The sequence below is a fragment of the Pseudodesulfovibrio halophilus DSM 5663 genome, assembly GCF_059568665.1.
Genome location: NZ_JCANTV010000009.1, coordinates 133,258 through 157,002, shown reverse-complemented (window position 1 = coordinate 157,002; position 23,745 = coordinate 133,258). Strand labels below are relative to the sequence as shown.

39 protein-coding genes are annotated in these 23,745 nt (G+C 59.5%); 35 read left to right on the top strand and 4 right to left on the bottom strand.

Translation table 11 applies throughout. The features are described from left to right. Window positions 1-84: 84 nt before the first annotated feature. The 33 genes from rpsL to BR24_RS05405 all read left to right on the top strand — a co-directional run bounded on the left by rpsL (window position 85) and on the right by BR24_RS05405 (window position 18,376). A complete protein-coding gene (gene rpsL / locus BR24_RS05565) occupies window positions 85-456 on the top strand; it encodes a 30S ribosomal protein S12 (protein WP_018124755.1) in 372 nt (123 codons plus the stop codon). Window positions 457-547: 91 nt separating this feature from the next. Beyond that, the gene (rpsG, locus tag BR24_RS05560; RefSeq protein WP_496540508.1) at window positions 548-1,018 is read left to right on the top strand and encodes a 30S ribosomal protein S7; all 471 of its coding nucleotides are present in this window, start codon (window positions 548-550) and stop codon (window positions 1,016-1,018) included. 65 nt (window positions 1,019-1,083) lie between these two features. Next, window positions 1,084-3,111: an elongation factor G gene (gene fusA / locus BR24_RS05555; RefSeq protein ID WP_496540507.1), complete on the top strand. Its 2,028-nt coding sequence runs from the start codon at window positions 1,084-1,086 to the stop codon at window positions 3,109-3,111. Between the two features lie 120 nt (window positions 3,112-3,231). Then, on the top strand, window positions 3,232-3,549 hold the full coding sequence (gene rpsJ / locus BR24_RS05550) for a 30S ribosomal protein S10 (protein WP_496540506.1): 318 nt from the start codon (window positions 3,232-3,234) through the stop codon (window positions 3,547-3,549). A 10-nt stretch (window positions 3,550-3,559) separates the two neighbouring features. Continuing rightward, entirely contained in the window at window positions 3,560-4,192 is a 633-nt protein-coding gene (rplC, locus tag BR24_RS05545) for a 50S ribosomal protein L3 (protein ID WP_496540505.1), read from the top strand. Between the two features lie 20 nt (window positions 4,193-4,212). After that, window positions 4,213-4,833, top strand: a complete 621-nt coding sequence (gene rplD, locus BR24_RS05540; protein WP_026167532.1) for a 50S ribosomal protein L4 — start codon at window positions 4,213-4,215, stop codon at window positions 4,831-4,833. Continuing rightward, window positions 4,833-5,123 carry a 50S ribosomal protein L23 gene (rplW, locus tag BR24_RS05535; RefSeq protein ID WP_018124749.1) on the top strand — a complete coding sequence of 97 codons (291 nt, stop codon included), beginning with the start codon at window positions 4,833-4,835 and terminating at the stop codon, window positions 5,121-5,123. The genes rplD and rplW overlap by 1 nt, the downstream gene beginning before the upstream one ends. Window positions 5,124-5,126: 3 nt before the next feature. After that, window positions 5,127-5,957, top strand: a complete 831-nt coding sequence (gene rplB, locus BR24_RS05530) for a 50S ribosomal protein L2 (RefSeq protein WP_496540504.1) — start codon at window positions 5,127-5,129, stop codon at window positions 5,955-5,957. 11 nt (window positions 5,958-5,968) lie between these two features. Continuing rightward, complete coding sequence (gene rpsS / locus BR24_RS05525) at window positions 5,969-6,244, top strand: 30S ribosomal protein S19 (protein ID WP_496540503.1); 276 nt, start codon at window positions 5,969-5,971, stop codon at window positions 6,242-6,244. Window positions 6,245-6,254: 10 nt separating this feature from the next. Beyond that, on the top strand, window positions 6,255-6,587 hold the full coding sequence (rplV, locus tag BR24_RS05520) for a 50S ribosomal protein L22 (RefSeq protein WP_018124746.1): 333 nt from the start codon (window positions 6,255-6,257) through the stop codon (window positions 6,585-6,587). Between the two features lie 2 nt (window positions 6,588-6,589). Continuing rightward, window positions 6,590-7,231, top strand: coding sequence for a 30S ribosomal protein S3 (gene rpsC / locus BR24_RS05515; RefSeq protein ID WP_496540502.1), 642 nt, complete (start codon window positions 6,590-6,592; stop codon window positions 7,229-7,231). Beyond that, a complete protein-coding gene (gene rplP, locus BR24_RS05510; RefSeq protein ID WP_018124744.1) occupies window positions 7,231-7,647 on the top strand; it encodes a 50S ribosomal protein L16 in 417 nt (138 codons plus the stop codon). Before rpsC ends, rplP begins: the two co-directional genes overlap by 1 nt. Then, entirely contained in the window at window positions 7,647-7,838 is a 192-nt protein-coding gene (gene rpmC, locus BR24_RS05505) for a 50S ribosomal protein L29 (RefSeq protein ID WP_496540501.1), read from the top strand. Before rplP ends, rpmC begins: the two co-directional genes overlap by 1 nt. A 3-nt stretch (window positions 7,839-7,841) precedes the next feature. After that, window positions 7,842-8,108 carry a 30S ribosomal protein S17 gene (gene rpsQ / locus BR24_RS05500; protein ID WP_018124742.1) on the top strand — a complete coding sequence of 89 codons (267 nt, stop codon included), beginning with the start codon at window positions 7,842-7,844 and terminating at the stop codon, window positions 8,106-8,108. 9 nt (window positions 8,109-8,117) lie between these two features. Continuing rightward, window positions 8,118-8,486: a 50S ribosomal protein L14 gene (rplN, locus tag BR24_RS05495; protein ID WP_018124741.1), complete on the top strand. Its 369-nt coding sequence runs from the start codon at window positions 8,118-8,120 to the stop codon at window positions 8,484-8,486. Between the two features lie 9 nt (window positions 8,487-8,495). Next, on the top strand, window positions 8,496-8,810 hold the full coding sequence (rplX, locus tag BR24_RS05490) for a 50S ribosomal protein L24 (RefSeq protein ID WP_018124740.1): 315 nt from the start codon (window positions 8,496-8,498) through the stop codon (window positions 8,808-8,810). Window positions 8,811-8,819: 9 nt separating this feature from the next. Beyond that, entirely contained in the window at window positions 8,820-9,359 is a 540-nt protein-coding gene (gene rplE, locus BR24_RS05485) for a 50S ribosomal protein L5 (protein ID WP_496540500.1), read from the top strand. Window positions 9,360-9,369: 10 nt separating this feature from the next. Next, entirely contained in the window at window positions 9,370-9,555 is a 186-nt protein-coding gene (locus BR24_RS05480; RefSeq protein ID WP_018124738.1) for a type Z 30S ribosomal protein S14, read from the top strand. A 17-nt stretch (window positions 9,556-9,572) separates the two neighbouring features. After that, window positions 9,573-9,956 (top strand): 30S ribosomal protein S8, encoded by a 384-nt coding sequence (rpsH, locus tag BR24_RS05475; RefSeq protein ID WP_018124737.1) that lies wholly within the window; start codon window positions 9,573-9,575, stop codon window positions 9,954-9,956. A 10-nt stretch (window positions 9,957-9,966) separates the two neighbouring features. Beyond that, complete coding sequence (gene rplF / locus BR24_RS05470; RefSeq protein WP_496540499.1) at window positions 9,967-10,503, top strand: 50S ribosomal protein L6; 537 nt, start codon at window positions 9,967-9,969, stop codon at window positions 10,501-10,503. 12 nt (window positions 10,504-10,515) lie between these two features. Further along, the gene (gene rplR / locus BR24_RS05465; RefSeq protein WP_496540498.1) at window positions 10,516-10,869 is read left to right on the top strand and encodes a 50S ribosomal protein L18; all 354 of its coding nucleotides are present in this window, start codon (window positions 10,516-10,518) and stop codon (window positions 10,867-10,869) included. 14 nt (window positions 10,870-10,883) lie between these two features. Continuing rightward, a complete protein-coding gene (gene rpsE / locus BR24_RS05460; protein WP_496540759.1) occupies window positions 10,884-11,375 on the top strand; it encodes a 30S ribosomal protein S5 in 492 nt (163 codons plus the stop codon). Between the two features lie 10 nt (window positions 11,376-11,385). Next, the gene (gene rpmD / locus BR24_RS05455) at window positions 11,386-11,559 is read left to right on the top strand and encodes a 50S ribosomal protein L30 (protein ID WP_018124733.1); all 174 of its coding nucleotides are present in this window, start codon (window positions 11,386-11,388) and stop codon (window positions 11,557-11,559) included. Further along, on the top strand, window positions 11,556-12,017 hold the full coding sequence (gene rplO / locus BR24_RS05450; RefSeq protein WP_496540497.1) for a 50S ribosomal protein L15: 462 nt from the start codon (window positions 11,556-11,558) through the stop codon (window positions 12,015-12,017). Before rpmD ends, rplO begins: the two co-directional genes overlap by 4 nt. Before the next feature lie 20 nt (window positions 12,018-12,037). Then, on the top strand, window positions 12,038-13,354 hold the full coding sequence (secY, locus tag BR24_RS05445) for a preprotein translocase subunit SecY (RefSeq protein ID WP_496540496.1): 1,317 nt from the start codon (window positions 12,038-12,040) through the stop codon (window positions 13,352-13,354). Window positions 13,355-13,356: 2 nt separating this feature from the next. Then, entirely contained in the window at window positions 13,357-14,127 is a 771-nt protein-coding gene (gene map, locus BR24_RS05440; RefSeq protein ID WP_496540495.1) for a type I methionyl aminopeptidase, read from the top strand. Between the two features lie 111 nt (window positions 14,128-14,238). Then, window positions 14,239-14,352, top strand: coding sequence for a 50S ribosomal protein L36 (rpmJ, locus tag BR24_RS05435; RefSeq protein ID WP_083909188.1), 114 nt, complete (start codon window positions 14,239-14,241; stop codon window positions 14,350-14,352). A 14-nt stretch (window positions 14,353-14,366) separates the two neighbouring features. Continuing rightward, a complete protein-coding gene (rpsM, locus tag BR24_RS05430) occupies window positions 14,367-14,738 on the top strand; it encodes a 30S ribosomal protein S13 (protein ID WP_496540494.1) in 372 nt (123 codons plus the stop codon). Window positions 14,739-14,810: 72 nt separating this feature from the next. Continuing rightward, on the top strand, window positions 14,811-15,197 hold the full coding sequence (rpsK, locus tag BR24_RS05425) for a 30S ribosomal protein S11 (RefSeq protein WP_496540493.1): 387 nt from the start codon (window positions 14,811-14,813) through the stop codon (window positions 15,195-15,197). Window positions 15,198-15,215: 18 nt separating this feature from the next. Then, complete coding sequence (gene rpsD, locus BR24_RS05420; protein WP_496540492.1) at window positions 15,216-15,842, top strand: 30S ribosomal protein S4; 627 nt, start codon at window positions 15,216-15,218, stop codon at window positions 15,840-15,842. Window positions 15,843-15,854: 12 nt separating this feature from the next. After that, window positions 15,855-16,895, top strand: coding sequence for a DNA-directed RNA polymerase subunit alpha (locus tag BR24_RS05415; RefSeq protein ID WP_496540491.1), 1,041 nt, complete (start codon window positions 15,855-15,857; stop codon window positions 16,893-16,895). After that, window positions 16,885-17,298: a 50S ribosomal protein L17 gene (rplQ, locus tag BR24_RS05410; protein ID WP_496540490.1), complete on the top strand. Its 414-nt coding sequence runs from the start codon at window positions 16,885-16,887 to the stop codon at window positions 17,296-17,298. Before BR24_RS05415 ends, rplQ begins: the two co-directional genes overlap by 11 nt. A 100-nt stretch (window positions 17,299-17,398) precedes the next feature. Then, window positions 17,399-18,376, top strand: coding sequence for a selenium metabolism-associated LysR family transcriptional regulator (locus BR24_RS05405; RefSeq protein WP_496540489.1), 978 nt, complete (start codon window positions 17,399-17,401; stop codon window positions 18,374-18,376). Here BR24_RS05405 and BR24_RS05400 read toward each other — a convergent pair. Genes BR24_RS05400 through BR24_RS05385 form a run of 4 tightly spaced genes read right to left on the bottom strand, consistent with a single transcriptional unit; the run spans window position 18,301 to window position 21,927 of the window. After that, window positions 18,301-19,131: a menaquinone biosynthetic enzyme MqnA/MqnD family protein gene (locus BR24_RS05400; RefSeq protein WP_496540488.1), complete on the bottom strand. Its 831-nt coding sequence runs from the start codon at window positions 19,129-19,131 to the stop codon at window positions 18,301-18,303. The genes BR24_RS05405 and BR24_RS05400 overlap by 76 nt on opposite strands. Continuing rightward, the gene (gene mqnC / locus BR24_RS05395; protein WP_496540487.1) at window positions 19,128-20,192 is read right to left on the bottom strand and encodes a cyclic dehypoxanthinyl futalosine synthase; all 1,065 of its coding nucleotides are present in this window, start codon (window positions 20,190-20,192) and stop codon (window positions 19,128-19,130) included. Before mqnC ends, BR24_RS05400 begins: the two co-directional genes overlap by 4 nt. Further along, window positions 20,186-21,292 (bottom strand): aminofutalosine synthase MqnE, encoded by a 1,107-nt coding sequence (gene mqnE, locus BR24_RS05390; protein ID WP_496540486.1) that lies wholly within the window; start codon window positions 21,290-21,292, stop codon window positions 20,186-20,188. Before mqnE ends, mqnC begins: the two co-directional genes overlap by 7 nt. Beyond that, complete coding sequence (locus tag BR24_RS05385) at window positions 21,289-21,927, bottom strand: TetR/AcrR family transcriptional regulator (RefSeq protein WP_496540485.1); 639 nt, start codon at window positions 21,925-21,927, stop codon at window positions 21,289-21,291. Before BR24_RS05385 ends, mqnE begins: the two co-directional genes overlap by 4 nt. Window positions 21,928-22,055: 128 nt before the next feature. Between BR24_RS05385 and BR24_RS05380 the strand changes: the two genes are divergently transcribed. Together BR24_RS05380 and BR24_RS05375 are read left to right on the top strand one after the other, a co-directional pair. Further along, window positions 22,056-22,895: a 1,4-dihydroxy-6-naphtoate synthase gene (locus BR24_RS05380; RefSeq protein ID WP_496540484.1), complete on the top strand. Its 840-nt coding sequence runs from the start codon at window positions 22,056-22,058 to the stop codon at window positions 22,893-22,895. Between the two features lie 92 nt (window positions 22,896-22,987). After that, window positions 22,988-23,737, top strand: a complete 750-nt coding sequence (locus tag BR24_RS05375) for a tetratricopeptide repeat protein (RefSeq protein WP_496540483.1) — start codon at window positions 22,988-22,990, stop codon at window positions 23,735-23,737. The last annotated feature ends 8 nt before the right edge of the window (window positions 23,738-23,745 follow it).

Genomic DNA, 23,745 nt, shown 5'->3' with positions numbered 1-23,745 from the left:
TTGACAAGCTGTTTGTTTTGAGAATACAGACGGTCCTCTTTGCCCTCGTTGGCAGGGAAGTCTGGAATCAAAATTGGAGGAAGAATGCCCACCATCAATCAGTTGATCCGCAACAAGCGGAACAAGATGGTCAAGCGCAAAAAGACCCCCGCACTGCATGAGTGCCCGCAGCGCCGCGGCGTCTGCACCAGGGTCTACACCACGACGCCCAAGAAGCCGAACTCCGCGCTTCGCAAGGTCGCCCGTGTGCGTCTGACCAACGGTATCGAAGTGACCGCCTACATCGGCGGCGAAGGTCACAACCTTCAGGAACACTCCGTGGTTCTGATCCGCGGCGGTCGTGTAAAGGACCTTCCCGGTGTGCGTTACCACATCGTTCGCGGTTCCCTCGACACCTCCGGCGTTGCCGATCGTCGCCGCGGCCGTTCCAAGTACGGCGCCAAGCGTCCCAAGTAGATTCATTCGTTCGTAATGCCCAGGGTGTGACGACAAAGTAGGATGAGGCATCCGAAATAATGTCCCCCCGGCCAAAATTCAGGAGAAGGCTATGCCTCGTAAAGGCCCAGTCCCCAAGCGGCAGATTCTGCCGGATCCGGTGTACGGCAGCAAGCTGATCACCAGGTTCATCAACCGCCTCATGCTCGACGGTAAGAAGAGCACCGCGGAAAGAATTTTCTACCAGGCTCTCGAAGTCCTCGGCGAAAAGACCAACGAAGAACCCGTCAAGGCTTTCGAGAAGGCCCTGGACAACGTCAAGCCGTCCCTGGAAGTCAAGTCCAGACGTGTTGGCGGTGCGACGTATCAGGTTCCCATGGAAGTGCGCCCCGACCGTCAGGTCGCCCTCGCGATCCGCTGGCTCATCGCCTATGCGCGCGGCCGTGGAGAGAAGGGCATGATTTCCCGCCTTTCCGGTGAACTGCTCGACGCTTTCAATAACCGTGGTGGTGCCGTCAAAAAGCGTGAAGACACGCTCAAGATGGCCGAGGCCAACAAGGCCTTCGCCCACTACCGCTGGTAGCTTCAGAGAGGAATAGTACAGTGCCTAGACAGGTCCCCAGACATAGACAGCGCAATATTGGTATCATGGCCCACATCGATGCGGGCAAGACTACCACCACTGAGCGTATCCTCTTCTACACGGGTGTGTCTCACAAGATCGGTGAAACGCATGACGGCGAGTCCACCATGGACTGGATGGCCCAGGAGCAGGAGCGCGGCATTACCATTACCTCTGCTGCCACCCAGTGCTTCTGGCGTGATCACCGCGTCAACATCATCGACACTCCCGGCCACGTGGACTTCACCATGGAAGTCGAACGTGCTCTGCGCGTTCTCGACGGCGCCGTGGCTGTGTTCGACTCCGTTGCCGGTGTTGAGCCGCAGTCCGAAACCGTTTGGCGTCAGGCGGACCGTTACGGCGTTCCCCGCATCGCATTCGTCAACAAGATGGACCGCATCGGCGCCAACTTCTTCCGCGCCTGCGACATGATCAAGAACCGCCTCGGCTCCAAGGCCGTCCCCCTGCAGATCCCCATGGGCGCAGAGGACGAGTTCGTCGGCGTCGTCGACCTGATCGAAGGCAAGGCCTTCATCTATGCCGACAACCGCGCCATGGGCAAGGAGTACCTCACCGAGGAGATTCCGGCCGAATACCAGGAGAAGTACGAAGAGCTCCGCGGTGAAATGATCGAAGCCATCGCCGAAGAAGACGAGGAACTGCTCGACAAGTACCTCTCCGGCGACGAACTGACCGCAGCCGAACTACGCGAAGGCGTTCGCAAGGCGACCAACGCCCTTGCCATCTGCCCCGTGCTCTGCGGCAGCGCCTTCAAGAACAAGGGCGTGCAGATGCTCCTCGACGCAGTCGTGGATTACCTGCCTTCCCCGCTGGACGTTAAGGCCATTGTCGGCCTGAACCCGGACACCGGTGAAGACGTCCCCTGCGAATGCGATGACGACAAGCCCCTCGCGGCTCTGGCGTTCAAGCTCATGACCGACCCCTTCGTCGGCCACCTGAGCTTCCTGCGCATCTACTCCGGCAAGATCGTCTCCGGCGACAGCGTCATGAACGGCGCTTCCGGCAAGAAGGAGCGCATCGGTCGCCTGCTGAAGATGCACGCGGACAAGCGTGAGGAGATCAAGGAAGCCTACGCCGGTGACATCGTCGCCGCCGTCGGTCTGAAGCACGTCGCCACCGGCGACACCCTGGCCGACCTCAAGAACCCGATCGTTCTGGAATCCCTCGAGGTTCCCGAGCCGGTCATCGAGGTCGCCATCGAGCCCAAGACCAAGGCCGACCGCGATCAGCTCACCAACGCCCTTGCCAAGCTCGCCAAGGAAGACCCCAGTTTCCGCGTCAAGAGCGACGACGACACCGGTCAGACTCTGGTCGCCGGTATGGGCGAGCTGCACCTTGAAATCATCGTTGACCGCCTGCTGCGCGAATTCAACGTCAACGCGAACGTGGGCGCCCCTCAGGTTGCCTACCGCGAAACCATCACCAAGCCGGTGAAGGTTGACGTGAAGCACGCCAAGCAGTCCGGTGGTCGCGGTCAGTACGGTCACGTCGTTCTCGAAGTGGAGCCGAATTCCGAAGAGGGATACGCGTTCTCCGACGAGATCAAGGGCGGCGTGATTCCGAAAGAATATATTCCGGCCGTCGACAAGGGTATTCAGGATGCCCTGAAAACCGGTGTTTACGCCGGCTTCCCGGTCGTCGACCTGAAAGTTAAGCTGGTGTTCGGTTCGTACCACGATGTCGACTCCAGTGAGCAGGCCTTCTACATCGCCGGTTCCATGGCGATCAAAGAGGCTTGCAGCAAGGCTGCTCCGGCACTGCTCGAGCCGATCATGGCAGTTGAAGTGGTCACCCCCGAGGAATACCTCGGCGATGTGATGGGTGACCTGAACGGCCGCCGCGGTCGGGTGGGCGAAATGGAAGCCCGTCCCGGCGTGCAGGCTGTTCGCGCCAACGTCCCTCTGTCCGAAATGTTCGGTTATGCAACCGACCTTCGCTCCAAGACGCAGGGCCGCGCGACCTTCACCATGCAGTTCGATCATTACGAGAAAGTGCCCGCCAGCTTGGCAGAGGAAATAATCAAGAAGAACTGATCGCTGAGTCTTCAAGCATAAGTCGGGCTTCCTTGACGTAGGCACCTGTCTTCAGATAGGTTGCCCGACCGCTTTGACTCCAGCAGTCATTCGGAGACCACCATTTAGGAGAAACTAGTTATGGCTTCCATGACAAGCGATCGCATCAGGATCAAACTGAAGGCGTACGATTACCGCATTCTCGACAAAGCGGTGACCGAGATCGTCGATACCGCCCGGAATACCGGCGCGGCTATTGCCGGTCCCATTCCGCTTCCGACCGAGATTCACCGTACCACGGTGCAGAAGTCGGTGCACGTTGACAAAAAGGCCCGCGAACAATTCGAGATGCGGATTCATAAACGCCTGCTGGACATCCTTGAGCCAACCCAGCAGACCGTCGATTCTCTCGGCAAGCTCTCCCTGCCTGCCGGCGTCGACGTGGAAATTAAGCTTTAGAGAGGATATCATGCCGAAAACGCTTGGAATTCTCGGAAAGAAGCTGGGGATGACCCGTATCTTCAAGGATGACGGCACCGTTTGTCCTGTCACTGTCATTCAGGCGGGTCCGTGCCCGGTGACGCAGATCAAGACTAACGACAACGAAGGGTATAGCGCGGTCCAGCTCGGCTACGACGAACTGCCCGAGAGACTGACCAACAAGCCCCAGCGCGGCCACCACGAAAAGGCCGGCAAGGGCGTGTTCCGTCACCTCAAGGAGTTCCGCATCGCGAACCCTGAAGAATATGAACTCGGCCAGGAGCTGTCCGTCGACCTGTTCACCCTCGGTGAGAAGGTCAAGGTGTCCGGCCGCAGCAAGGGTAAAGGCTTCCAGGGCGCCATGAAGCGCTGGAACTTCGCCGGTCAGCGTGCGTCGCACGGTGCCGAGAAGGTCCACCGCGCCACTGGTTCCGTTGGTAACGCGACGTTCCCCGGTCGCATCTGGAAGGGCAAGAAAATGCCCGGTCAGATGGGCAACAAGAACGTCACCGTTCCCAGCGTTGAAATCGTGGACATCCGTCCCGAAGAAAACATCCTTGTGGTGAAGGGTCAGATTCCGGGTCCGAAAGACGGCTTGGTTGTGATCCGCAAAATCGGCTAGCGAGCTAGAGGTAAATGATCATGGCAAACGTAAAAGTTTTCGATCAGAGTAAGAAAGAAGTGGGCGCCATCGAGCTGGCTCCGGAAATCTTCGAGGTTGAAATCCGCCCCGAGATTCTGCAGCTCGTTGTTCGTTCGCAGCTCGCCGCCCGCAGGAGTGGAACCCACGCGACCAAGACCCGTTCTACGATCCGCGGCGGCGGCCGCAAGCCCTGGCGCCAGAAAGGCACCGGACGCGCACGCGCCGGTACCATGCGCTCCCCGCTGTGGCGTGGCGGTGCGACCACCTTCGGTCCGCAGCCCCGCGACTACAGCTTCAAAGTAAACAAGAAGATCCGCAGGCTTGCCATGCGTATGGCCCTCTCCTCCCGTCTGGGCGAAGAGAAGCTCACGGTTCTCAACACCATTGATCTTCCCGAGATCAAGACCAAGGGTTTCGTCGAGGTCGTCAAAAGCCTCGGCCTGGAAAAGGCCTTGATAGTCGTCTCGGAAGCTGATAAGAATCTCGTCCTTTCTGCCCGGAATGTTCCCGGCATCAAGATTCTCGAAGCCGAGAAGCTCAATGTCTACGACGTGCTGCGTTACCCCGAACTGGTTATGTTCGAGGGCGCGGCCAAAGACGTGCAGGAGAGGTTGAAGTAATGGATTACACACAAGTTCTCATCAAGCCCGTCATTTCCGAGAAGGCTACCGAAGCCAAGGAAGCCGGGAACTGCGTCTCCTTCTACGTCCACCCCGATTCGAACAAGATCGAGGTGAAGAAAGCCGTCGAAGAGGCATTCAGCGTCAAGGTCGAATCCGTGAACATCGTCAAGAAAAGGCCTTCCGAGCGCAAGCGCTTCGGCCGGGTGATGGGTCGCATCTCCGGTTCCAAGAAAGCTTACGTGAAGCTGGCCGAGGGCGAAAAAATCGAATTCTTCGAGGGAGTGTAACAAATGGCAACCCGTAAGATGAAGCCTACTTCTCCGGGCCGGCGGTTCCAGACCGTCTCCGAATTCTCGGAGATTACGAGAACCACTCCCGAGAAGTCCCTTACCGTAGGCCTGACCAAGAAATCCGGCAGGAACAACTACGGACGCGTGACCTCCCGCCGCCGCGGCGGAGGACACAAGCGTCTTTATCGCGTTATCGACTTCAAGCGGGCCAAGGTAGGCATCCCCGCAAAGGTCACCGAGATCGAATACGATCCGAACCGCAGCGCACGCATCGCGCTGCTGACCTATGCAGACGGCGAAAAGCGGTACATCATCGCACCCGTCGGTCTGAAGCAGGGTGATTCCGTCCTGTCCGGGAAGGGCGCTGATATCAAGCCGGGCAACGCCCTGCGCATCAGCGACATCCCGACTGGTACCGTGCTGCACAACATCGAGCTGCAGCCCGGTCGCGGCGGTCAGTTCTGCCGCGCTGCCGGAACGTACGCGCAGCTCGTGGCGAAGGAAGGCAAGTACGGCCTGCTTCGCATGCCCTCCGGTGAAGTCCGCAAGGTGCTCGTCACCTGTATGGCCACCGTTGGTCAGGTCGGCAACGTGCACCATGAGAGCATCAGACTGGGCAAGGCCGGCCGCAATCGCTGGCAGGGCCGCCGTCCCCAGGTTCGCGGCGTGGCAATGAACCCGATCGACCACCCCCTCGGCGGTGGTGAAGGCAGAAGCTCCGGTGGACGTCACCCCGTCTCGCCGTGGGGCATGCCTGCCAAGGGTTACCGTACTCGCAACAAGAAGAAGGCCTCTTCCAAGCTTATCGTTAAGCGCCGCGGCCAGAAGTAGGAGTTTAGATCATGCCTAGGTCTCTTAAGAAAGGTCCCTTTGTAGACGGACACCTGCTCAAGAAGGTCGACAAGGCCTCCGAGTCCGGCGACCGCCGCGTCATCAAGACCTGGTCCCGTCGGTCCACGATCATCCCCGAGATGGTCGGAATGACTTTCGCCGTTCACAACGGTCGTAAGTTCATCCCGGTGTTCGTTACTGAAAATATGGTCGGTCACAAGTTTGGCGAGTTCTCCCCGACCCGTACCTACTACGGCCACGTGGCCGACAAGAAGAAGGGTAAGTAGGGGGTAGAATATGGAAGCCAAAGCTGTTGCCAAATTCATCCGTGTGTCTCCGCGCAAGACTCGTCTTGTGGCCGAGACCGTAAAAGGTAAGCCGGTGGAGGACGCTCTGAACGTCCTGCGCTTCACCCCGAAGAAGCCGGCCCGCATCCTGAGCAAAGTCCTGTACTCTGCCATTGCTAATGCGGAACAAAAGCCCGGTGTGGACGTCGACGCCCTTGTCATCGACAAGATCATCGTCAATGAAGGTCCCACTTGGAAGCGCATCAAGCCCCGTGCAATGGGTCGTGCCTACCGCATCCGCAAACGTACGAGCCACATCACCGTTGTGGTCAAGGAAGCTTAGCTATGGGTCAGAAAGTACATCCTTACGGTTTCAGGCTGGGATACAACAAGAACTGGCAGTCCCGCTGGTTCAGCAAGAAGGATTATCCCGCGTACGTCCTGCAGGACGACAAGGTCCGCAAGTACGTGAAGAAAAAACTGTATCAGGCCGGCGTCGCGCGCATCGAGATCGAACGCGCCGGCGGCAAGATCCGCCTGATCATCTCCACCGCCCGCCCCGGTATTGTCATCGGGCGCAAGGGCGTTGAAATTGAGAAACTCCGGGAGGACCTTCGCAGGAAGTTCCAGACCGAGTTCACGATAGAGGTTAGCGAGATCCGCAGGCCCGAAATTGAAGCACAGCTCGTTGCCGAGAACATCGCGCAGCAGCTGGAGCGCCGGATTGCCTTCCGCCGTGCCATGAAGCGTACGGTGGGCCTTGCCAGGAAATTCGGTGCCGAGGGCATCAAGGTCGCTTGTTCCGGTCGTCTGGCCGGTGCAGAAATCGCGCGTTCCGAATGGTACCGCGATGGCCGCGTGCCCCTGCACACTCTTCGCGCCGACATTGACTACGGCTACGCCACCGCGTCCACGACGTACGGTGTGATCGGGGTCCGTGTGTGGGTCTTCAAGGGTGAAATCCTTGACAAAGAGGTCGAACAGTAATGCTTGCTCCGAAGAAGGTTAAACACCGCAAGCGGCAAAAAGGCCGCGTCAGAGGCAAGGCCCAAAGGGGTAACAGCGTGTCCTTCGGCGATATCGGGCTGAAGGCACTGGAGCATGGAAAACTGACCAGCCAGCAGATCGAGTCCGCACGTGTCGCGATCATGCGCCACATCAAGCGTGGCGGTAAGGTTTGGATCCGCGTTTTCCCTGACTTCCCCATCACGTCCAAGCCCGCGGAAGTCCGCATGGGTAAGGGTAAAGGCGCCCCGGAAGGCTGGTGCGCCCCCGTGAGACCGGGCCGTATCATGTATGAGGTAAAAGGCGTGAACATCGAGCTGGCACGCGAAGCGCTCAAGCGCGCTTCCTACAAGCTCCCTGTCAAGTGCGCCATCGTCGTTAAGGAGGGAACGGAGTAATGACCGTTAAAGAACTTCGTGAACTTGACGACACCCAGCTGGTCGAAAAGCTGGTCGAATTCCGCAAGGAACTCTTCGACCTGCGCTTCAAGCACGCCACCGCGCAGCTTGAGAACATCCGCCAGCTCAATGACGTGAAACGTACCATAGCCCGCATCCTGACGATTCAGCGGGAAAGGCAGGGAGCGTAGCCAATGGCTGAGCTGAATAATCAAGGCAACCGGCGCATGCTGACCGGTCTCGTCATCAGCGACAAGGCCGATAAGACCGTTGTCGTCCGTGTTGAGACTCTGGTCAAGCATCCGCTTCTGAAGAAGTATATTCGTCGGCGCAAGAAAGTCATGGCGCATGATCCGGCCAACGACTGCAACACCGGTGATAAGGTCCAGATCGTGGAATCGAGGCCCCTCAGCCGCCGCAAGCGGTGGCACCTCGTGCAAATTGTCGAAAAAGCCAAGTAGGGTAGAGAGATGATTCAGGTTGAATCCAAGCTCGACGTGGCTGACAACTCGGGGGCCAAGAAAGTATCCTGTCTTAAGGTGCTTGGCGGTTCCCGTCGTCGTTACGCCAGTGTCGGAGACATCATCGTCGTTTCCGTGAAGGAGGCCATGCCCCATTCCAAGGTGAAGAAGGGCGCGGTCATGAAGGCTGTCGTTGTCCGGACCAAGAAGGAAATCGCCCGCCCGGACGGTTCCTTCATCAAGTTCGACAACAACTCCGCCGTATTGCTGAACAACAACATGGAGCCCGTCGGAACCCGTATTTTCGGACCCGTCGCACGCGAACTGCGTGCCGCCGGCTTCATGAAGATCGTTTCCCTCGCTCCCGAGGTTCTCTAAGAGGTAACCATGAAAATCCGCAAAGATGACAAGGTCATGGTGATCGCCGGGAAGGACAAGGGAAAAATCGGCAAGGTCCTGAAGATCCTCCGCAAGAAGGACAAGGTCCTGGTTGAGAAGGTGAATATGGTCAAGCGCCACACCAAGCCCAACCCGTACGTCAACCAGCCCGGCGGTATTGTTGAAAAGGAAGCTCCGATCAACGTGTCGAATGTGGCCGTCGTTTGCGACGCCTGCACCAAGCCGACTCGCATCGGGTACAAGAAGACCGAAGACGGCAAGAAGGTCCGTTACTGCAAGAAATGCAGTGAGACCTTCAAGTAAGGTGGCGTTATGACTCGTCTGGAAAGCGTATATAAAGAAAAGGTCGTGCCTGAACTGCAGAAGGAGTTCGGGTACAAGAGCCCCATGGAAATCCCCAGACTGCAGAAGATTTCTCTGAACATCGGTCTGGGCGAGGGCAGCCAGAACAACAAGCTGATTGAAGACGCAGTGGAGGAACTCTCCCGCATCGCTGGCCAGCGCGCCGTGGTGACCCGGGCCAAGAAGTCCATCGCAGCGTTCAAGCTTCGTGAAGGCATGCCTGTCGGCGTCCGCGTCACCGTCCGCGAGGACAGGATGTGGGACTTCTACGACAAGCTTGTCAATTTCGCCCTTCCGCGCGTCCGCGACTTCCGCGGCGTGCCGGACAGAGGGTTTGACGGTCGTGGCAATTTCACCCTGGGCGTGAAGGAACACACGATCTTCCCTGAACTGGAGATCGACGGTGTGGAACGAGTCAAGGGCATGAACATCACCGTGGTGACGTCGGCCAAGACTGACAAGGAAGGCAAGAAGCTTCTTGACCTTCTCGGAATGCCCTTCAAAAAGTAGGAGAAATACCATGGCCAGAACTGCTCTGAAAGTGAAGGCACAGCGCAAGCCCAAATTCAAGGTGCGCGCTTACAACCGCTGCCCCATTTGCGGACGTCCCCGGGCCTTCCTGCGCCGCTACGGCATCTGCCGTATCTGCTTCAGGAACAAGGCCCTGGCCGGCGAACTGCCCGGCGTGCGCAAGTCGAGCTGGTAATTTCCAAGGAGAATATAATGGCTGTTGTTGATCCCATAGCCGATATGCTGACCCGTGTCAGGAACGCTTACGGTGCATACCACACCAGCGTTGCGGTGCCTGCTTCCAAGATCAAGGAAGGCATCGCCGGCATCCTGAAAGAGGAAGGCTACATCGCCGATTACACTGTCGAGGGCGGGGATATCGTCATCACCCTGAAGTACGCAAACGGCAAACCCCTTGTCACCGGAATGAAGAAGGTGAGCACCCCGGGGCGCCGTCGCTACGTGGGCGTCGAGGACATCCCTCGCGTGCAGAACGGCATTGGTATCTGCATCGTCTCCACGTCCAAGGGCGTGCTCGAGGGTGCAAAAGCTCACGAAGCCAACGTGGGCGGCGAACTGCTCTGCGAAATCTGGTAACGAGGTACACATGTCCAGAATCGGTAAAAAACCAATAGAGATTCCTTCGGGCGTCGACGTTCAGGTTGGCGCGGAGGAGATCACGGTCAAGGGCCCCAAGGGGACCCTGACCACTCCGGTGCACCCGAAGGTCGTCTATACCGTTGAAGGCGGCGTGATCAATGTCGGTCGCGCTGATGAGTCCCGTATCGCCCGTAGCCAGCACGGACTTCGCCGCACCCTCCTCGCCAACTGCGTGGAAGGTGTCACCAAGGGCTTCCAGAAGGGTCTGGAAGTCATCGGTGTTGGTTACAAGGTGTCTGTGCAGGGCAAGAAAGTCGTCCTGAACGTCGGCTACTCCCATCCGGTCGAGTTTGATCTCCCCGCCGGAATCGAGGCCGCTGCCGAAGGCAGCAAGCTGACCATCTCCGGCTCTGACAAGCAGCTCGTTGGCGAGACTGCGGCTCAGATCCGTCGCGTGCGTCCGCCGGAACCCTACAAGGGCAAGGGCATCAAGTACGCTGACGAAATCATCAAGCGCAAGGCTGGCAAGTCCGGCTCCAAGTAGGATGGGTAAAAAATGAAAAACATGAACGCAAGACACCGCAGGAAGATCCGCATTCGCAAGAAGATCTTCGGTACCGCCGAAAGGCCGAGGCTGGTCGTCTTCCGCTCCAACCGGCACATTTACGCCCAGCTCGTGGACGACAATGCCGGCAAGACCCTGTGCAGCGCTTCCACGCAGGTGCTGGGCAAGGACGACACCGAGATGAAGGCCAACCGCGACAGCGCCGCAAAAGTCGGCAAGGACATCGCGGTCAAGGCCATTGAGCAGAAGATTGAATCGGTCGTTTTCGACCGCAACGGCTTCATCTATCACGGCAAAGTCAAGGCTCTGGCCGACGGCGCTCGTGAAGGTGGCCTGAAGTTCTAGGGGTTGACGCCATGATGGAACAGAACGAATCCGGTCTCATCGAGAAGATCGTCTACCTCAATCGCGTTGCCAAGGTCGTCAAGGGCGGCCGCCGCTTCAGCTTCAGCTGCCTTGTGGTTGTCGGCGATGGCGAAGGTAGTGTCGGATACGGACTCGGAAAGGCCAACGAGGTCCCCGAGGCCATCCGTAAGGCTTCCGACAGAGCCAAGAAAACTATGATCTCCGTGCCGCTGCTCGAGGGAACCCTGCCTTACCAGGTTCTGGGTCACTACGGCGCCGGCCGGGTGCTGATGAAGCCCGCAAGCCGCGGTACCGGTATCATCGCCGGCGGCCCGGTGCGTGCTGTCATGGAGGCCGTGGGCGTCCATGATATCCTGACCAAGGCAATCGGAACCAACAACCCGCACAACGTGCTTCGTGCCACCGTGGAAGGCCTGGCCTCCCTGCGCAGCGCCGAGGACGTTTCCAAGCTGCGCGGTTGCCCGGTTTCCACGCCCAGGAAGTAAGGAGACGGACATGCTTAAGGTTAAGCTCATCAGAAGCAAATGCGGAAACAAGCCCAAACAGGTGGCCACTCTGGACGCTCTGGGCCTGCGCAAGATCCGCCAGGAGAAGACCTTTGAGGACCGTCCCGAAATCCGGGGCATGATCGAAAAAGTGAAGCACCTGGTGGAGGTTACGGAACAATGAGACTTCATGAACTCTACCCGTTCCCGGAAGAATACAAGAACCGCCGTCGCATAGGCCGCGGTTCGGGTTCCGGCTGGGGCAAGACCAGTGCCAAGGGCCACAAGGGTCAGAACAGTCGCGCAGGCGGCGGTGTTCGCCCCGGCTTCGAGGGCGGTCAGATGCCTCTTGCCCGCCGCCTGCCCAAGCGCGGCTTCAAGAACATCTTCCGTGCGGAATACGAAGTCGTGAACGTGGGCCAGCTGCTGGCCATGTTCGAAGGCAAGGAAGAAATCACTCTGGTCGACATCTACGACCGCGGTCTCGCCAAGCGCGGCGCCCCGGTCAAGGTTCTCGGCATGGGTGAGGTCGATCGCAAGGTTACCGTGGAAGCGCACCGTTTCAGCGCCTCCGCAGCCGACAAGATCGTCAAGGCCGGCGGCAACGCCAAGGCCATCGAAGGCGAAAACTCGCCTGAATAGATAAAACGGAAGGGGTACCCGTGGCACTGTCTGGAGTGGAAAACCTGGCCCGCCTGCCCGAGCTGAAGAAGAAGCTCTTGTGGACGTTTGTGCTGCTCGCCGTCTATCGCATGGGAATTCATATTCCCGTGCCGGGCGTCGACAGCAGCGCTCTCGCCGACTTCTTTGCGAACGCGCAGAACACCCTGTTCGGCCTGTTCGACATGTTCTCCGGCGGCGGCCTGAAGAATCTGTCCATATTCGCGTTGGGCATCATGCCCTACATCTCCGCCTCGATTATCCTTCAGCTGCTGACCGTTGTCAGCCCCGAGCTGAAGCGCATGCAGAAGGAGGAGGGCGAAGCAGGACGCAAGAAGATCACCCAGTATACCCGCTACGGCACCGTGCTCATCACGATCGTTCAGGGTTTCGGCATCGCCGTTGGCCTCGAAGGCATGACCTCTCCCTCCGGTTCTCCGGTGGTGATGCATGTCGGTTGGAGCTTCAAGCTGATGACCATCCTGACCCTGACGACGGGAACCGTCTTCCTTATGTGGCTGGGTGAACAGATGACGGAAAAAGGGATCGGCAACGGAATATCCCTGATCATTTTCGCAGGTATCGTTGCCGGTCTTCCTTCCGCCATCTTCAACACCTTCCGCCTCATGACCGTTGGTGAAATCAGCCTGTTCCTGTTGCTGCTCATCATGGCGGTCATGGTGGCAACGCTGGCGTTCATCGTGTTCATGGAACGCGGCCAGCGTCGGATTCCCATTCACTACGCGAAGCGGCAGATGGGTCGCAAAATGTTCGGCGGACAGACCACGCATCTGCCGCTGCGCATCAACACCGCAGGTGTCATTCCGCCCATCTTCGCCTCCTCGATCCTGATGTTCCCGGCCACCGTCGCGAACTTCTCCAGCGTTGAGTGGCTCCAGTCGATCAGCCAGATGCTGACCCCGACCTCGGTGCTCTACAACGTACTGTATGTGGCGATCATCATCTTCTTCTGCTACTTCTACACGGCGATCATCTTCGATCCGAAGGGCATCTCCGAGAATATCCAGAAGCAGGGCGGCTTCATCCCGGGCATCCGTCCGGGCGCCAAGACCCGCGAGTACATTGACCGGGTCCTTGCCCGCATCACCCTGTGGGGCTCGCTCTACGTGGCCGCCATCTGCGTGCTGCCGATGCTCATGATCGCCCAACTCAACGTGCCGTTCTACTTCGGCGGTACGGCTCTGCTCATTGTCGTCGGCGTGGCCATGGACTTCATGGGCCAGGTGGAATCTCACCTGATTTCCCGCCAGTACGAAGGTCTGATGGGCAAGGGCGCCAAAGTGAAAGGAAGGCAATAGCCTTGAAGAAATACAGAGGAATTTTCCTCAAGAACGATAAAGAGATTGGCCTCATGCGTGAGGCCAATCGCATTGTTTCGACGATCCTCGATGAACTGGGCCGGAATGTTGAGCCAGGCGTTCCCACCATTCACTTCGAGGAAATCTGCCGGGCACGGTGCGAAGAGCACGGCGTCCGTCCGGCATTTTTGGGCTATCAGGGCTTTCCCTTCGCCCTGTGTTGCTCCGTCAACGAGGAGATAGTGCACGGCTTTCCTTCCAAGGATCGCATCCTGAAGGAAGGAGATATAGTCAGCTTCGACATGGGCGTCGTGTACGAAGGATTCTGCGGCGATTCCGCCCGGACGTTTCCGGTGGGCCGGGTGACTGATGAGGCCCGTCAGCTTATGGATGTCACCAGAGAATCGCTGATGAAGGGAATAGAACAGGCCTGTCCCGGCAACAACCTTCTCGACGTCTCCGCGGCAATACAGACGTATGTGGAAGGTTTCGACTTCGGGATCGTCCGGCGTTTCGTCGGACACGGGATCGGCGCGCGGCTTCACGAAAAGCCCGAGATCCCCAACTTCGTGCCCCACGGTGTCACCGGCGTTCCGCTCAAGGCGGGCATGGTGATCGCCATCGAACCGATGGTCACCGCGGGAACGCACGAAGTGGAGGTCCTCGACGACGATTGGACCGCCGTTACCAAGGACAGAAAACTGTCAGCTCACTTCGAGCACACGGTGGCGATAACGTCTTCAGGACCGCAAATACTGAGCCTTTCCGACTAGGAAGGGACCATAACTAAAATACTTGCTCTTTTGCAGCCGCTGCTGTAGAAGTGACAGCTTCGTTTTCAAGTTGGCCGCATATGGCCGAATAAGCATTCACTGGAGACGGTCATGAAAGTCAGACCTTCTGTGAAAAAAATGTGTCCTAAGTGCAAAATCATCAGGCGCAATGGCGTGCTGCGGGTCATCTGTGACAACCCCCGGCACAAACAGCGTCAAGGTTAAGAGGGGTATTAGCTGTGGCACGTATCGCTGGTGTAGACCTGCCTAGGAACAAGCGCATGGATATTGCGCTGACCTACATCTATGGAATCGGCCGCACCACGGCCCTGGAGATTCTCGACGCGGTCAAGATTGACTGGCAGAAGAAGTCCGACGACCTCTCTGCCGAAGAAGTCAACTCCATCCGTAACGAGATCGAAGCCAACTACAAGGTTGAAGGCGACCTCCGTCGTGAAGTCTCCTCCAATATCAAGCGCCTGATGGATATCGGCTGCTATCGTGGGCTTCGCCACCGTCGTGGGCTGCCCTGTCACGGACAGCGCACCCACACCAACGCACGCACCCGCAAGGGTCCGCGTCGTTCCGTGGTCGGCAGGAAGAAGAAATAGCGCTATACATGGACGCCGTCGGCCCTTGGCCTGCGGCGTGCAAGCAAATACTTACTATAGGGAGAGTCAGCAATGGCTAGACCCCGCCGTACCGGCAAGAAGAAAGAGAAAAAGAACGTCCCTGTTGGCGTGGCCCACATCAAGGCCACGTTCAACAACACCATCATTACCTTCACCGACGCGAAGGGCAATGTGGTGAGCTGGGCCTCTGCCGGCGCCCATTTCAAGGGCTCCCGCAAGAGCACTCCGTTCGCCGCCCAGATAGCAGCCGAATCCGCAGCGCGCCGCGCTCAGGAACACGGCATGCGCACTGTCGGCGTGATGGTCAAGGGCCCCGGCTCCGGTCGTGAAGCCGCCATGCGCGCGATCAATGCCGTGGGCTTCAAGGTCGCGTACATTCGGGACATCACCCCGATTCCGCACAACGGCTGCCGTCCGCCCAAACGCCGCAGGGTTTAAGTTCCAAGGAGTTCAGTCGTGGCAAGATATACCGAAGCCAAATGCAAGCTCTGCCGCCGCGAGGGTGGCAAGCTGTTTCTCAAGGGCGACCGCTGCTACACGGACAAGTGCGCTTACGACAAGCGCCCCTACGCTCCGGGTCACGCAGGTCGCATGCGCAAGAAGCTCAGCGACTACGCCGTTCAGCTGCGGGAAAAGCAGAAGGTTCGCCGTATGTACGGCGTGCTGGAAGGCCAGTTCCGCACCTACTATCAGCGCGCTGACGCAATGAAGGGCCACACGGGTCACAACCTGCTCACCCTTCTCGAACGTCGTCTCGACAACGTGGTCTATCGCATGGGTTACGCAAACTCCCGCGACCAGGCCCGTCAGCTCGTGCTGCACGGCATCTTCGTCCTCAACGGGCGTCGCGTGAACATCCCGTCCATGCTCGTCAAGACGGAGGACGTTATCACCGTCCGCGAAGAGTCCCGCAAGATTCCCGTCATCGGCGAGGCTCAGGAAGTCATCGGCCGCCGCGGCTGCCCCGAGTGGCTGGAAGTGGACGCCGACAACTTCAAGGGCGTTGTGAAGGCCCTGCCCAAGAGGGAAGACATCACGTTCCCCATCAACGAGCAGCTCATCGTCGAGCTTTACTCCAAATAACAGGTGGGATGAATGCTTATTCAGAACGACGACAAACTGGTTAACACCAGAAACTGGACCCTGCTGGAAAAGCCCGAGAAGGTGGTGCGCGACCCCAAGTCCTCTCAGACTTACGGGAAGTTCATCTGCGAACCGCTTGAGCGCGGTTACGCTACCACCATCGGGAATGCGCTCCGCCGTGTGCTCCTCTCCTCCATGCAGGGAGCGGCCATCGTGGCGGCGCGTATTGAAGGCGTTCAGCACGAGTTCACCACCCTGCCCGGGATCATGGAGGACATGACCGAGGTCGTTCTGAACCTCAAGCAGGTCCGTTTGGCCATGACCACCGACGAGGCGCAGATTCTGACCCTCGAGGCGGACAAGCAGGGCCAGGTCACTGCCGGCATGATTCAGGAGAACCAGAACGTCTCGGTTCTCAATCCCGATCAGGTTATCTGCACCCTGTCCGAAGACAGGGCGCTGAAGATGGAACTGGAAGTCCGCATGGGCAAGGGGTACATCCCCGCCGAAATGCACGAAGGGCTCGCCGATGAGATCGGGCTCATCATCTTGGACGCCAGTTACTCGCCCATCACCAAGGTCGCCTATTCCGTAGAGCAGGCGCGTGTTGGCCAGATGACCAACTATGACAAATTGATCCTCGAGGTCTGGACCGATGGATCCGTCATTCCCGAAGATGCTTGCGCCTACGCCGCAAAAATCATCAAGGACCAGATTTCCGTGTTCATCAATTTCGATGAAGTGAACACCGAATCTTCCAAGGAAGACGAAGAGACCATCGACCTCAATCCGAACCTCTTCAAGAGCATCGACGAGCTTGAGCTCTCCGTGCGCGCCACCAACTGCCTCAAGGCCGCCAACATCCAGCTCGTGGGCGAACTGGTGCAGCGCACCGAAGCCCAGATGCTCAAGACCAAGAACTTCGGGCGCAAGTCTCTCGACGAGATTCGCCGTGTCCTGGACAGCATGAACCTGAAGTTCGGCATGACCGTCGAGGATTTCGACAAGAAATATCAGGAATGGCTGAAGAGGAAGGAAAAAAATGAGGCATAGAAAATCCGGACGCAAGCTCAACAGGAGCGACTCCCACCGCAGGGCCATGTTCCGCAACATGGCAAAGGCCCTGCTGACCTACGAGCGGATTCGCACCACCGAGGCCAAGGCCAAGGAACTTCGCAGGGTCGTTGAAAAGCTCATCACCCTGGCCCTGAAGAACGACCTGCACGCTCGCCGTCAGGCATACAAGACGCTCAACAACCACAAGCTGGTGCAGCGTCTGTTCGACGAAGTCGCTCCGCGTTTCGAGGGCGGTCAGGGCGGATACACCCGTATCGTCAAGCTCTCCACCCCTCGCCGCGGCGACTGCGCTCCCATGGTCATCATCGAGCTGACCAAGCGCGCCAACGCCGAAGCCGAAGCTCCCGAAGCCCCCAAGGCTGAAGAAGCCGAAGCATAAACGGCGCCAGAACGAGTTCAAAAAGGCAGGTCACTTGACCTGCCTTTTTTTTGCGGCTATCCATAGACCTCGTCTATCATTTTCTATAGAGGGGTTGCACATGGATATCCGAAAGCTGGAGGCGTTTTGCAAGGTCTTTGAGCTAAGAAGCTTTTCCAAGGCCGGGCAGGAGCTGTTTCTCTCTCAGCCAACCATCAGTTCTCACATTTCGCATCTCGAGGAAGAGCTGGGCGTTCTCCTTTTTGACCGACTCGGCAAACGCACGGTCCCAACTCAACCTGCCGATCTCCTTTACCGCACCGCCAAGGAGCTGTTTCAGAGCCTCGCCGACGTACAGTCCGAAATTCACATGCTGCGCGACAAAGTGGTCGGTGAGTTGCAGGTGGGGGGGAGCACCATCCCCGCCAACCTCATCCTGCCGCGGCTCATTTCCGGGTTCATGCGGATGCACCCCGGCGTCACGTTCTCCGTGGATGTCTCGGACACGCTGGAGATTCTGAAGCGCGTCCACAACGGCGATCTGTCGCTGGGCCTCGTCGGCTCCAAGCCCGACCTGACGGGACTGGCTTCAAGCCTGCTTATGGAGGATGACATGGTCGTGGTGGCTTCGCCCGCGCTGGTGAACGGGAACGTCAGCAGCACGGAGACGCCGTTGGAAGAGGTGCTTTCTCTGCCGTGGATCATGCGTGAGAAGGGCTCGGGTACCCGAAAGTCGCTTGAAGACGCGCTGGACGCCTGTGGAGGACTCAGGGGGCTCAACGTGGTCTCCCATGTGGGGAGCACCACGGCGGTCATCGAGTGCGTCCTCGCCGGGGTCGGCGTCAGCGCCACCTCGCAGCTTGCGGTGCAGCGATACGTGGAGAGCGGCGATCTGATCGTGCTCGACATTCCCGAGCTGCGCAAGCGCCGCCGGTTCTATCTGACGTATCTGAGCGAAAGGAAGCTGTACCCGGCCATGCGGGCCTTTCTGGCATATGTGGAGAGCGCGCGGGAGACGCTGCCTCAGCAGCTCATGCCGGGCAGGAAGGCCAGCTCGGGCTCGGCTTCAATCAGGCTCGTGGAGGCCAGCTCCGCATAGAAACGGCGCAACCCCTCACGTTCGGCGTGGCCGATGTCGTAGACGAGTCCGTCGAAATAGGAGCGCATCTCGTCCATGTCGAGACAGCTGTTCTCGCAAGCGAGCTCGCAGATGGTCTCGATGTGCGCGCTACCCCACTCCTTGGAACGCAACAGCACGTCGCAGGCCTGCCTGACCTCGTCCGGGCGGGCTTCGAAAACCTCTCGCTGTACGACCCAGACGCCGAAGACGAAGGGCAGGCCGGTCATATCGCGCCATGCCTCTCCCATATCGACACGAACAGGGTAGTCGGGGTGATAGCGCAGGTTCAGCGCCTCGTCGCCTATCGCCAGAATCGCTTCGGGGCGTTCGCCGGACGACAGGACGTTGCTGGCGTCGCCGGTGACGTATTCGGGCTCAATGTTCCAGTAACGGGTCAGAATTTTGAGCATGGCCGCCGACGTGTGAGTCTGGGAGCTCACGAGAATCGTCTCGCCATCCAGTTCCTCCACCGGGCGGCGTGAAAGTAGCAGGACGCTCTGAACCGGACCGCAGCTGCCGATGGCCAGATTCGGCACCAGATAATAGCGTTCCGGGTTTCGCGCGTACTCAATGCTGGAGGTGGATGACACATCCAGTTGTCCGCGGGACATCAAGTCATTGAGTTCCGCAGGCGGACCGGACACGATCTCGTATCCGTTTCCCATGCTCCCGGATTCAATGGGGTGGTATATCGGCAGGACATTCAGGTAGCCGATTCTGCCGAGGCGGATCATCTGCCCTCCAGCACGGTGTAGTCCATGCTGCGCTGGCGCGGCTCAAATCCTGCATCCCGCACCAGACGGTGTATCTCCTCGCGTGAGAGCCTGAAGGACACCCCGGCAGCCTTGACCACGTTTTCCTCGATCATGGTGGAGCCGAAGTCGTTTCCGCCGAAGAACAGGGCCAGCTGCGAGATGTCCGGCCCCATGGTCACCCACGAAACCTGCACGTTGTCCACATTGTCGAGCACGATGCGCGATACGGCGAGCATGCGGAGATATTCGATGCTCGTGAACTTTCGGCAGTGCGACAGGGCGGTATGGTCGGGCTGGAAGGTCCATGGAATGAACGCCGTGAACCCTCCGGTGCGATCCTGAAGCTCGCGAACGGCGAAGAGATGTTCGAGCCGCTGGCGTTCGGACTCCACATGGCCGAACATCATGGTGGCGGTGGTCTTCAGGCCCAGGTTGTGAGCCTCTTCCATCACACCGAGCCATTCGCCGGAAGGGCACTTCCGCGGAGCTATCTCGCTGCGGACGGAGTCCACAAGAATCTCGGCGCCGCCGCCGGGGATGGAGTCCAGCCCCGCCTCGTGCAGTCTGCGGATGACCTCGCGCGGCGAAATGTCGTTCAGCTCGCTGAAGTAGACGATCTCCGGCGGAGAGAACGCGTGAACGTGAACGGCGTGGTTGGCCTTGATGTGCCGCAGCATGTTCTCGTACCAGGACAGGGGCAGGTCGGGGTGGTGCCCCCCCTGCATGAGTATCTGGGTACCGCCGAGGGCAAGCGTCTCCTCGATCTTGCGGTCGAGCTCGTCGAAGTCCAGCACGTAGCCGCCTTCGGCGTCAGGGGCCTTGTAGAACGCGCAGAACTTGCAGCCGCAGGTGCAGACGTTGGAGTAGTTGATATTCCGGTCCACCACGTAGGTGACGGTCTTTGCGGGGTGCTTGCGCATGCGGACGGCGTGGGCCAGCGTCCCCAGCTCGTGGAAATCGGCTTCGCAGTAAAGCAGCTCGGCCTCGTCGAAGCCGATGCGCTCCCCGGCGATCACTTTCTCGAAAATGCGGTTCAGCACAGCGCCTCCACGGAGTTGAAGTAGGAATCGCGCTCCACCGGAGTGAAGCCCGCTCCTTCGATCATTTCGCGGATGCCCTCGCGGGTCATGCCCTGCGAGGTAGAGGCCCCGGCCTCGTGGCCGATCTTTTCCTCGACCACGGTGCCGTCGAAGTCGTCGGCACCGAACTTGAGCGCGGCCTGCGCTTCCTTGACGCCAAGCATCACCCAGTAGGCTTTGATGTGGGGGATGTTGTCGAGCATGAGCCTGCTGACGGCGATGGTTCGCAGCTTCTCCAGTCCGGTGAGGGGCTGGTCGATGCGAAGGGCGCTGTTCTCAGTGAGGAAGGGCAGGGGGATGAAGCATACGAAGCCGTCGTGCTCGTCCTGCAGCTCGCGCAGGCGGATGAGGTGGTCCAGCCGCTCCTCGCGGGTCTCGATGTGGCCGAAAAGCATGGTGCAGTTGGTCTTCATGCCGAGCGCGTGCGCCTTGTGGTGTACGTCCAGCCACTGGGCGCCGGTCAGCTTGCGCGGGCACACCTGCTCGCGGACGCGGGGAGCGAAGATCTCGGCCCCGCCGCCGGGGAGCATGTCGAGTCCGGCGCGCTGAAGACGTTCGAGCACTTCGCCGGAGTCGATGCCTTCAAGCTGTGCGAAGTGGCCGATTTCCACGGCGGTGAAGCACTTCAGGACCGTTTGCGGATATGCTGCGCGAATGGCGGAGAGCATCTCCTCGAAGTAGGAAAGCGGCAGTTTGGGGTGGCAGCCGCCAACGATGTGCACCTCGCGCGGCACCACCGGGCTTGCTGCGAGCTTTTGCAGCACGTCCTCCGTGGTCAGGCGGAACGCGCCGGCCTGTTCCTCCTCTTCGCGCTGATAGGCGCAGAAGGTGCAGGCGTTGACGCATACGTTGGTGTAGTTCACGTGGCGGTTGACCACGAAATAGGCGCGCTGGCCGTGCATGCGGCTGCGCGCGAAGTTGGCGAGCGCGCCCACGGCCAAGGGCTCGGGGCATTCGAAGAGCCGGAGGCCTTCCTCGGCGCTCAGGCGCTCGCCACGTGCCACCTTCTCGCGAATGTCAGCGAGACCGATGCTTTCGAAATATTCCGTCTTGAAGATCATTGTTGCTCCTTTGCGGCAAGGCCGTGGCGGATGATGCAGAGCTGTTCGTCGAGCCTGTCGGCCAGCGAGCCGGGGGCCGAGAAGTCCAGCCCGCCGTCGAGGCCGGGGACCTGCGCTCCCTGCAGCAGGCGGTCGATGACGGCCTGAATATGGAAGACAACGGCGTCGCGGGGCACGTCCGCGCGAAGCTCTCCGGCTTCGACCGCGGCGTCCACCATGGGGCCGAGGAAATCGGCGAACTCGTCGCGCAGGGCCTGCAGCACCCGGTCGCGAAGCGGAAAGTCTTCCTGAAAGAGCATCTTGAGGTAGATGCGGTAGGCTCTGGGATGGTTCACCGCAAATCCCGCGGCGGCGTGCGCAACGGCGTGCAGGCGCAGGAAGAAGTCCTGCCCCTCGGTCTGCGTGCGGACCTCCTTGAGAGGGGCCTTCACACGTTCCAGAGCGCGTTCGAAGAGGTACTCGAACAGCCCCTGCTTGGTGCCGAAGTACTTGAAAAGCGAGCCCTTGGCGATACCTATGGCGCCCACCATGCGATTGACGCTCGCTTTGTGGAAGCCGTGGCAGGCAAACTCGCCCGCTGCAGCGTCGAGAATGCGTTCGCGTTTTTCAACGTCGAGACGCTTGAAGGTGTCCATGCCGTTTCCGCCCATATCGTCCTTGCCTTTGCCGGTCCGCGAAGGTATTCGGTGACCGGGTGGTCATCACCAATAGACATGACCGCGTTCCGTGTCAAACCGGAAAAAGGCTTCTTGGAGAAATAATTATGACAAAAATACTCCGGATTGGGATATCTCCCTGTCCCAACGACACATTTATTTTCCACGCCCTGCTGCATGGTCTCGTGGAAGCCCCGGCGCGTTTCGATCCGGTGCTGGCTGATGTGGAAGTGCTCAACGGCATGGCGGGGCGCGGCGAGGCCGACGTGTGCAAGCTCTCGGTGGCGGCCGCCGCCGGGGTGCTGGACGAATATGTGCTGTTGCGTTCCGGCGGAGCCATGGGCTACGGCGTGGGGCCGATCCTCGTGGCAAGGGAGGGCGTGCGTCTTGACACGTTGGATCGGCGCAGGGTGGCCATCCCGGGCCGCATGACCACCGCGAACCTGCTGTTCGGACTGTGCTGCCGGGAAAAAGGCGTGGAGCCTGAGCGGGTGGAGATGGTTTTCGACGAGGTCATGCCTGCGGTGAACCGCGGCGACGTGGCGGCCGGGCTCGTCATCCATGAAGGGCGCTTCACCTTTGCCGAGCATGGACTGACCAGACTTCTGGACCTTGGCGACTGGTGGGAGCGGAGCCGTGGCCTGCCCATTCCGCTCGGGGCCATCGCCGTGCGACGCAGCCTCGGGCTGGAGCTGATACGCGAACTGGACGAGGCCGTGCGCAGGAGCATCCTGCACGCAAGAGAGAACCCCGGAGCCGGCCGCGAGTGGATACGCTCTCACGCTCAGGAGATGGACGAGCGCGTCATCGCTCGTCACATCGAGACCTTCGTGACCGACTACAGCCTCGACGTGGGCGAGGAAGGCGAGCGGGCGGTGACGGCCCTGTTGCGCGAGGCCTGCCGCGAGGCGGGGCGCAGACCGCCGCAGGGTGGCGCCTTCGACTGAGGCCGGAGATTTGTTTAGCGACTTTTCTTGCGTCGTTTTTCCCGGTATGCTTGCGAGACATTCACAAAAGGGACCGAAGACGAGGTACACGCATGGCAACGCTTCCTCATGTTGACGAAGACAACTACATAAAGGGTGTCTTTTCCATTGAAAAGACGGGGAAAATCGGCACCGGAGCAACGGCGCGGCGCGTCAAACAGCAGGTGTATTTCTTTGCCGAACAGGTGGACGAGAGCACGGTGCTGCTTCAGGGGCTGAATCCGGACAAGGTGCCTTCGGGCGTCAAGACGGAGATAACCAAGGACGACCTGCTGCAGGACTATCTTCCGGAGCCCTCGCTCTACAACGAGGTGATGAGCAAGCTCCGCGAGGTTCAGAAGGCCGTGGCGCGCGGCGAGAAGCGGCGCAAGCGCGGCGAGACCTTCACGGCGGAGTTCGAGTTCAGCAAGGCGCTTCAGCTCGACGAGCAGAACGTGCGCGCCAATTTCGGCATCGGCATGTGCTACATGCAGCGCGGTGAAAAGGACAAGGCCAAGGAGGTCTTCGACCGCATCATCAAGCTGGACGCCGCCTTTGAGGACGAGCATAAGCACCTGTTCAACGAATACGGCATCGAGCTGCGCAAGAAGAAGATGTTCGAAGAAGCCGTGGACTACTACCAGCGCGCGCTGGAGCTGACCCGCGACGACGAGAATCTTTTCTACAACCTCTCGCGGGCCGAATTCGAAAGCGGCAACTACAGGCAGGCGCTTGAGGCCGCGAACGAATGCCTCGCGCTGGCCCCGGACCACCCCGAGGGGCTCAAGATCAAGGCCTACATCGAGAAGAAGGGGTTGGCCTAGCCGCAGGA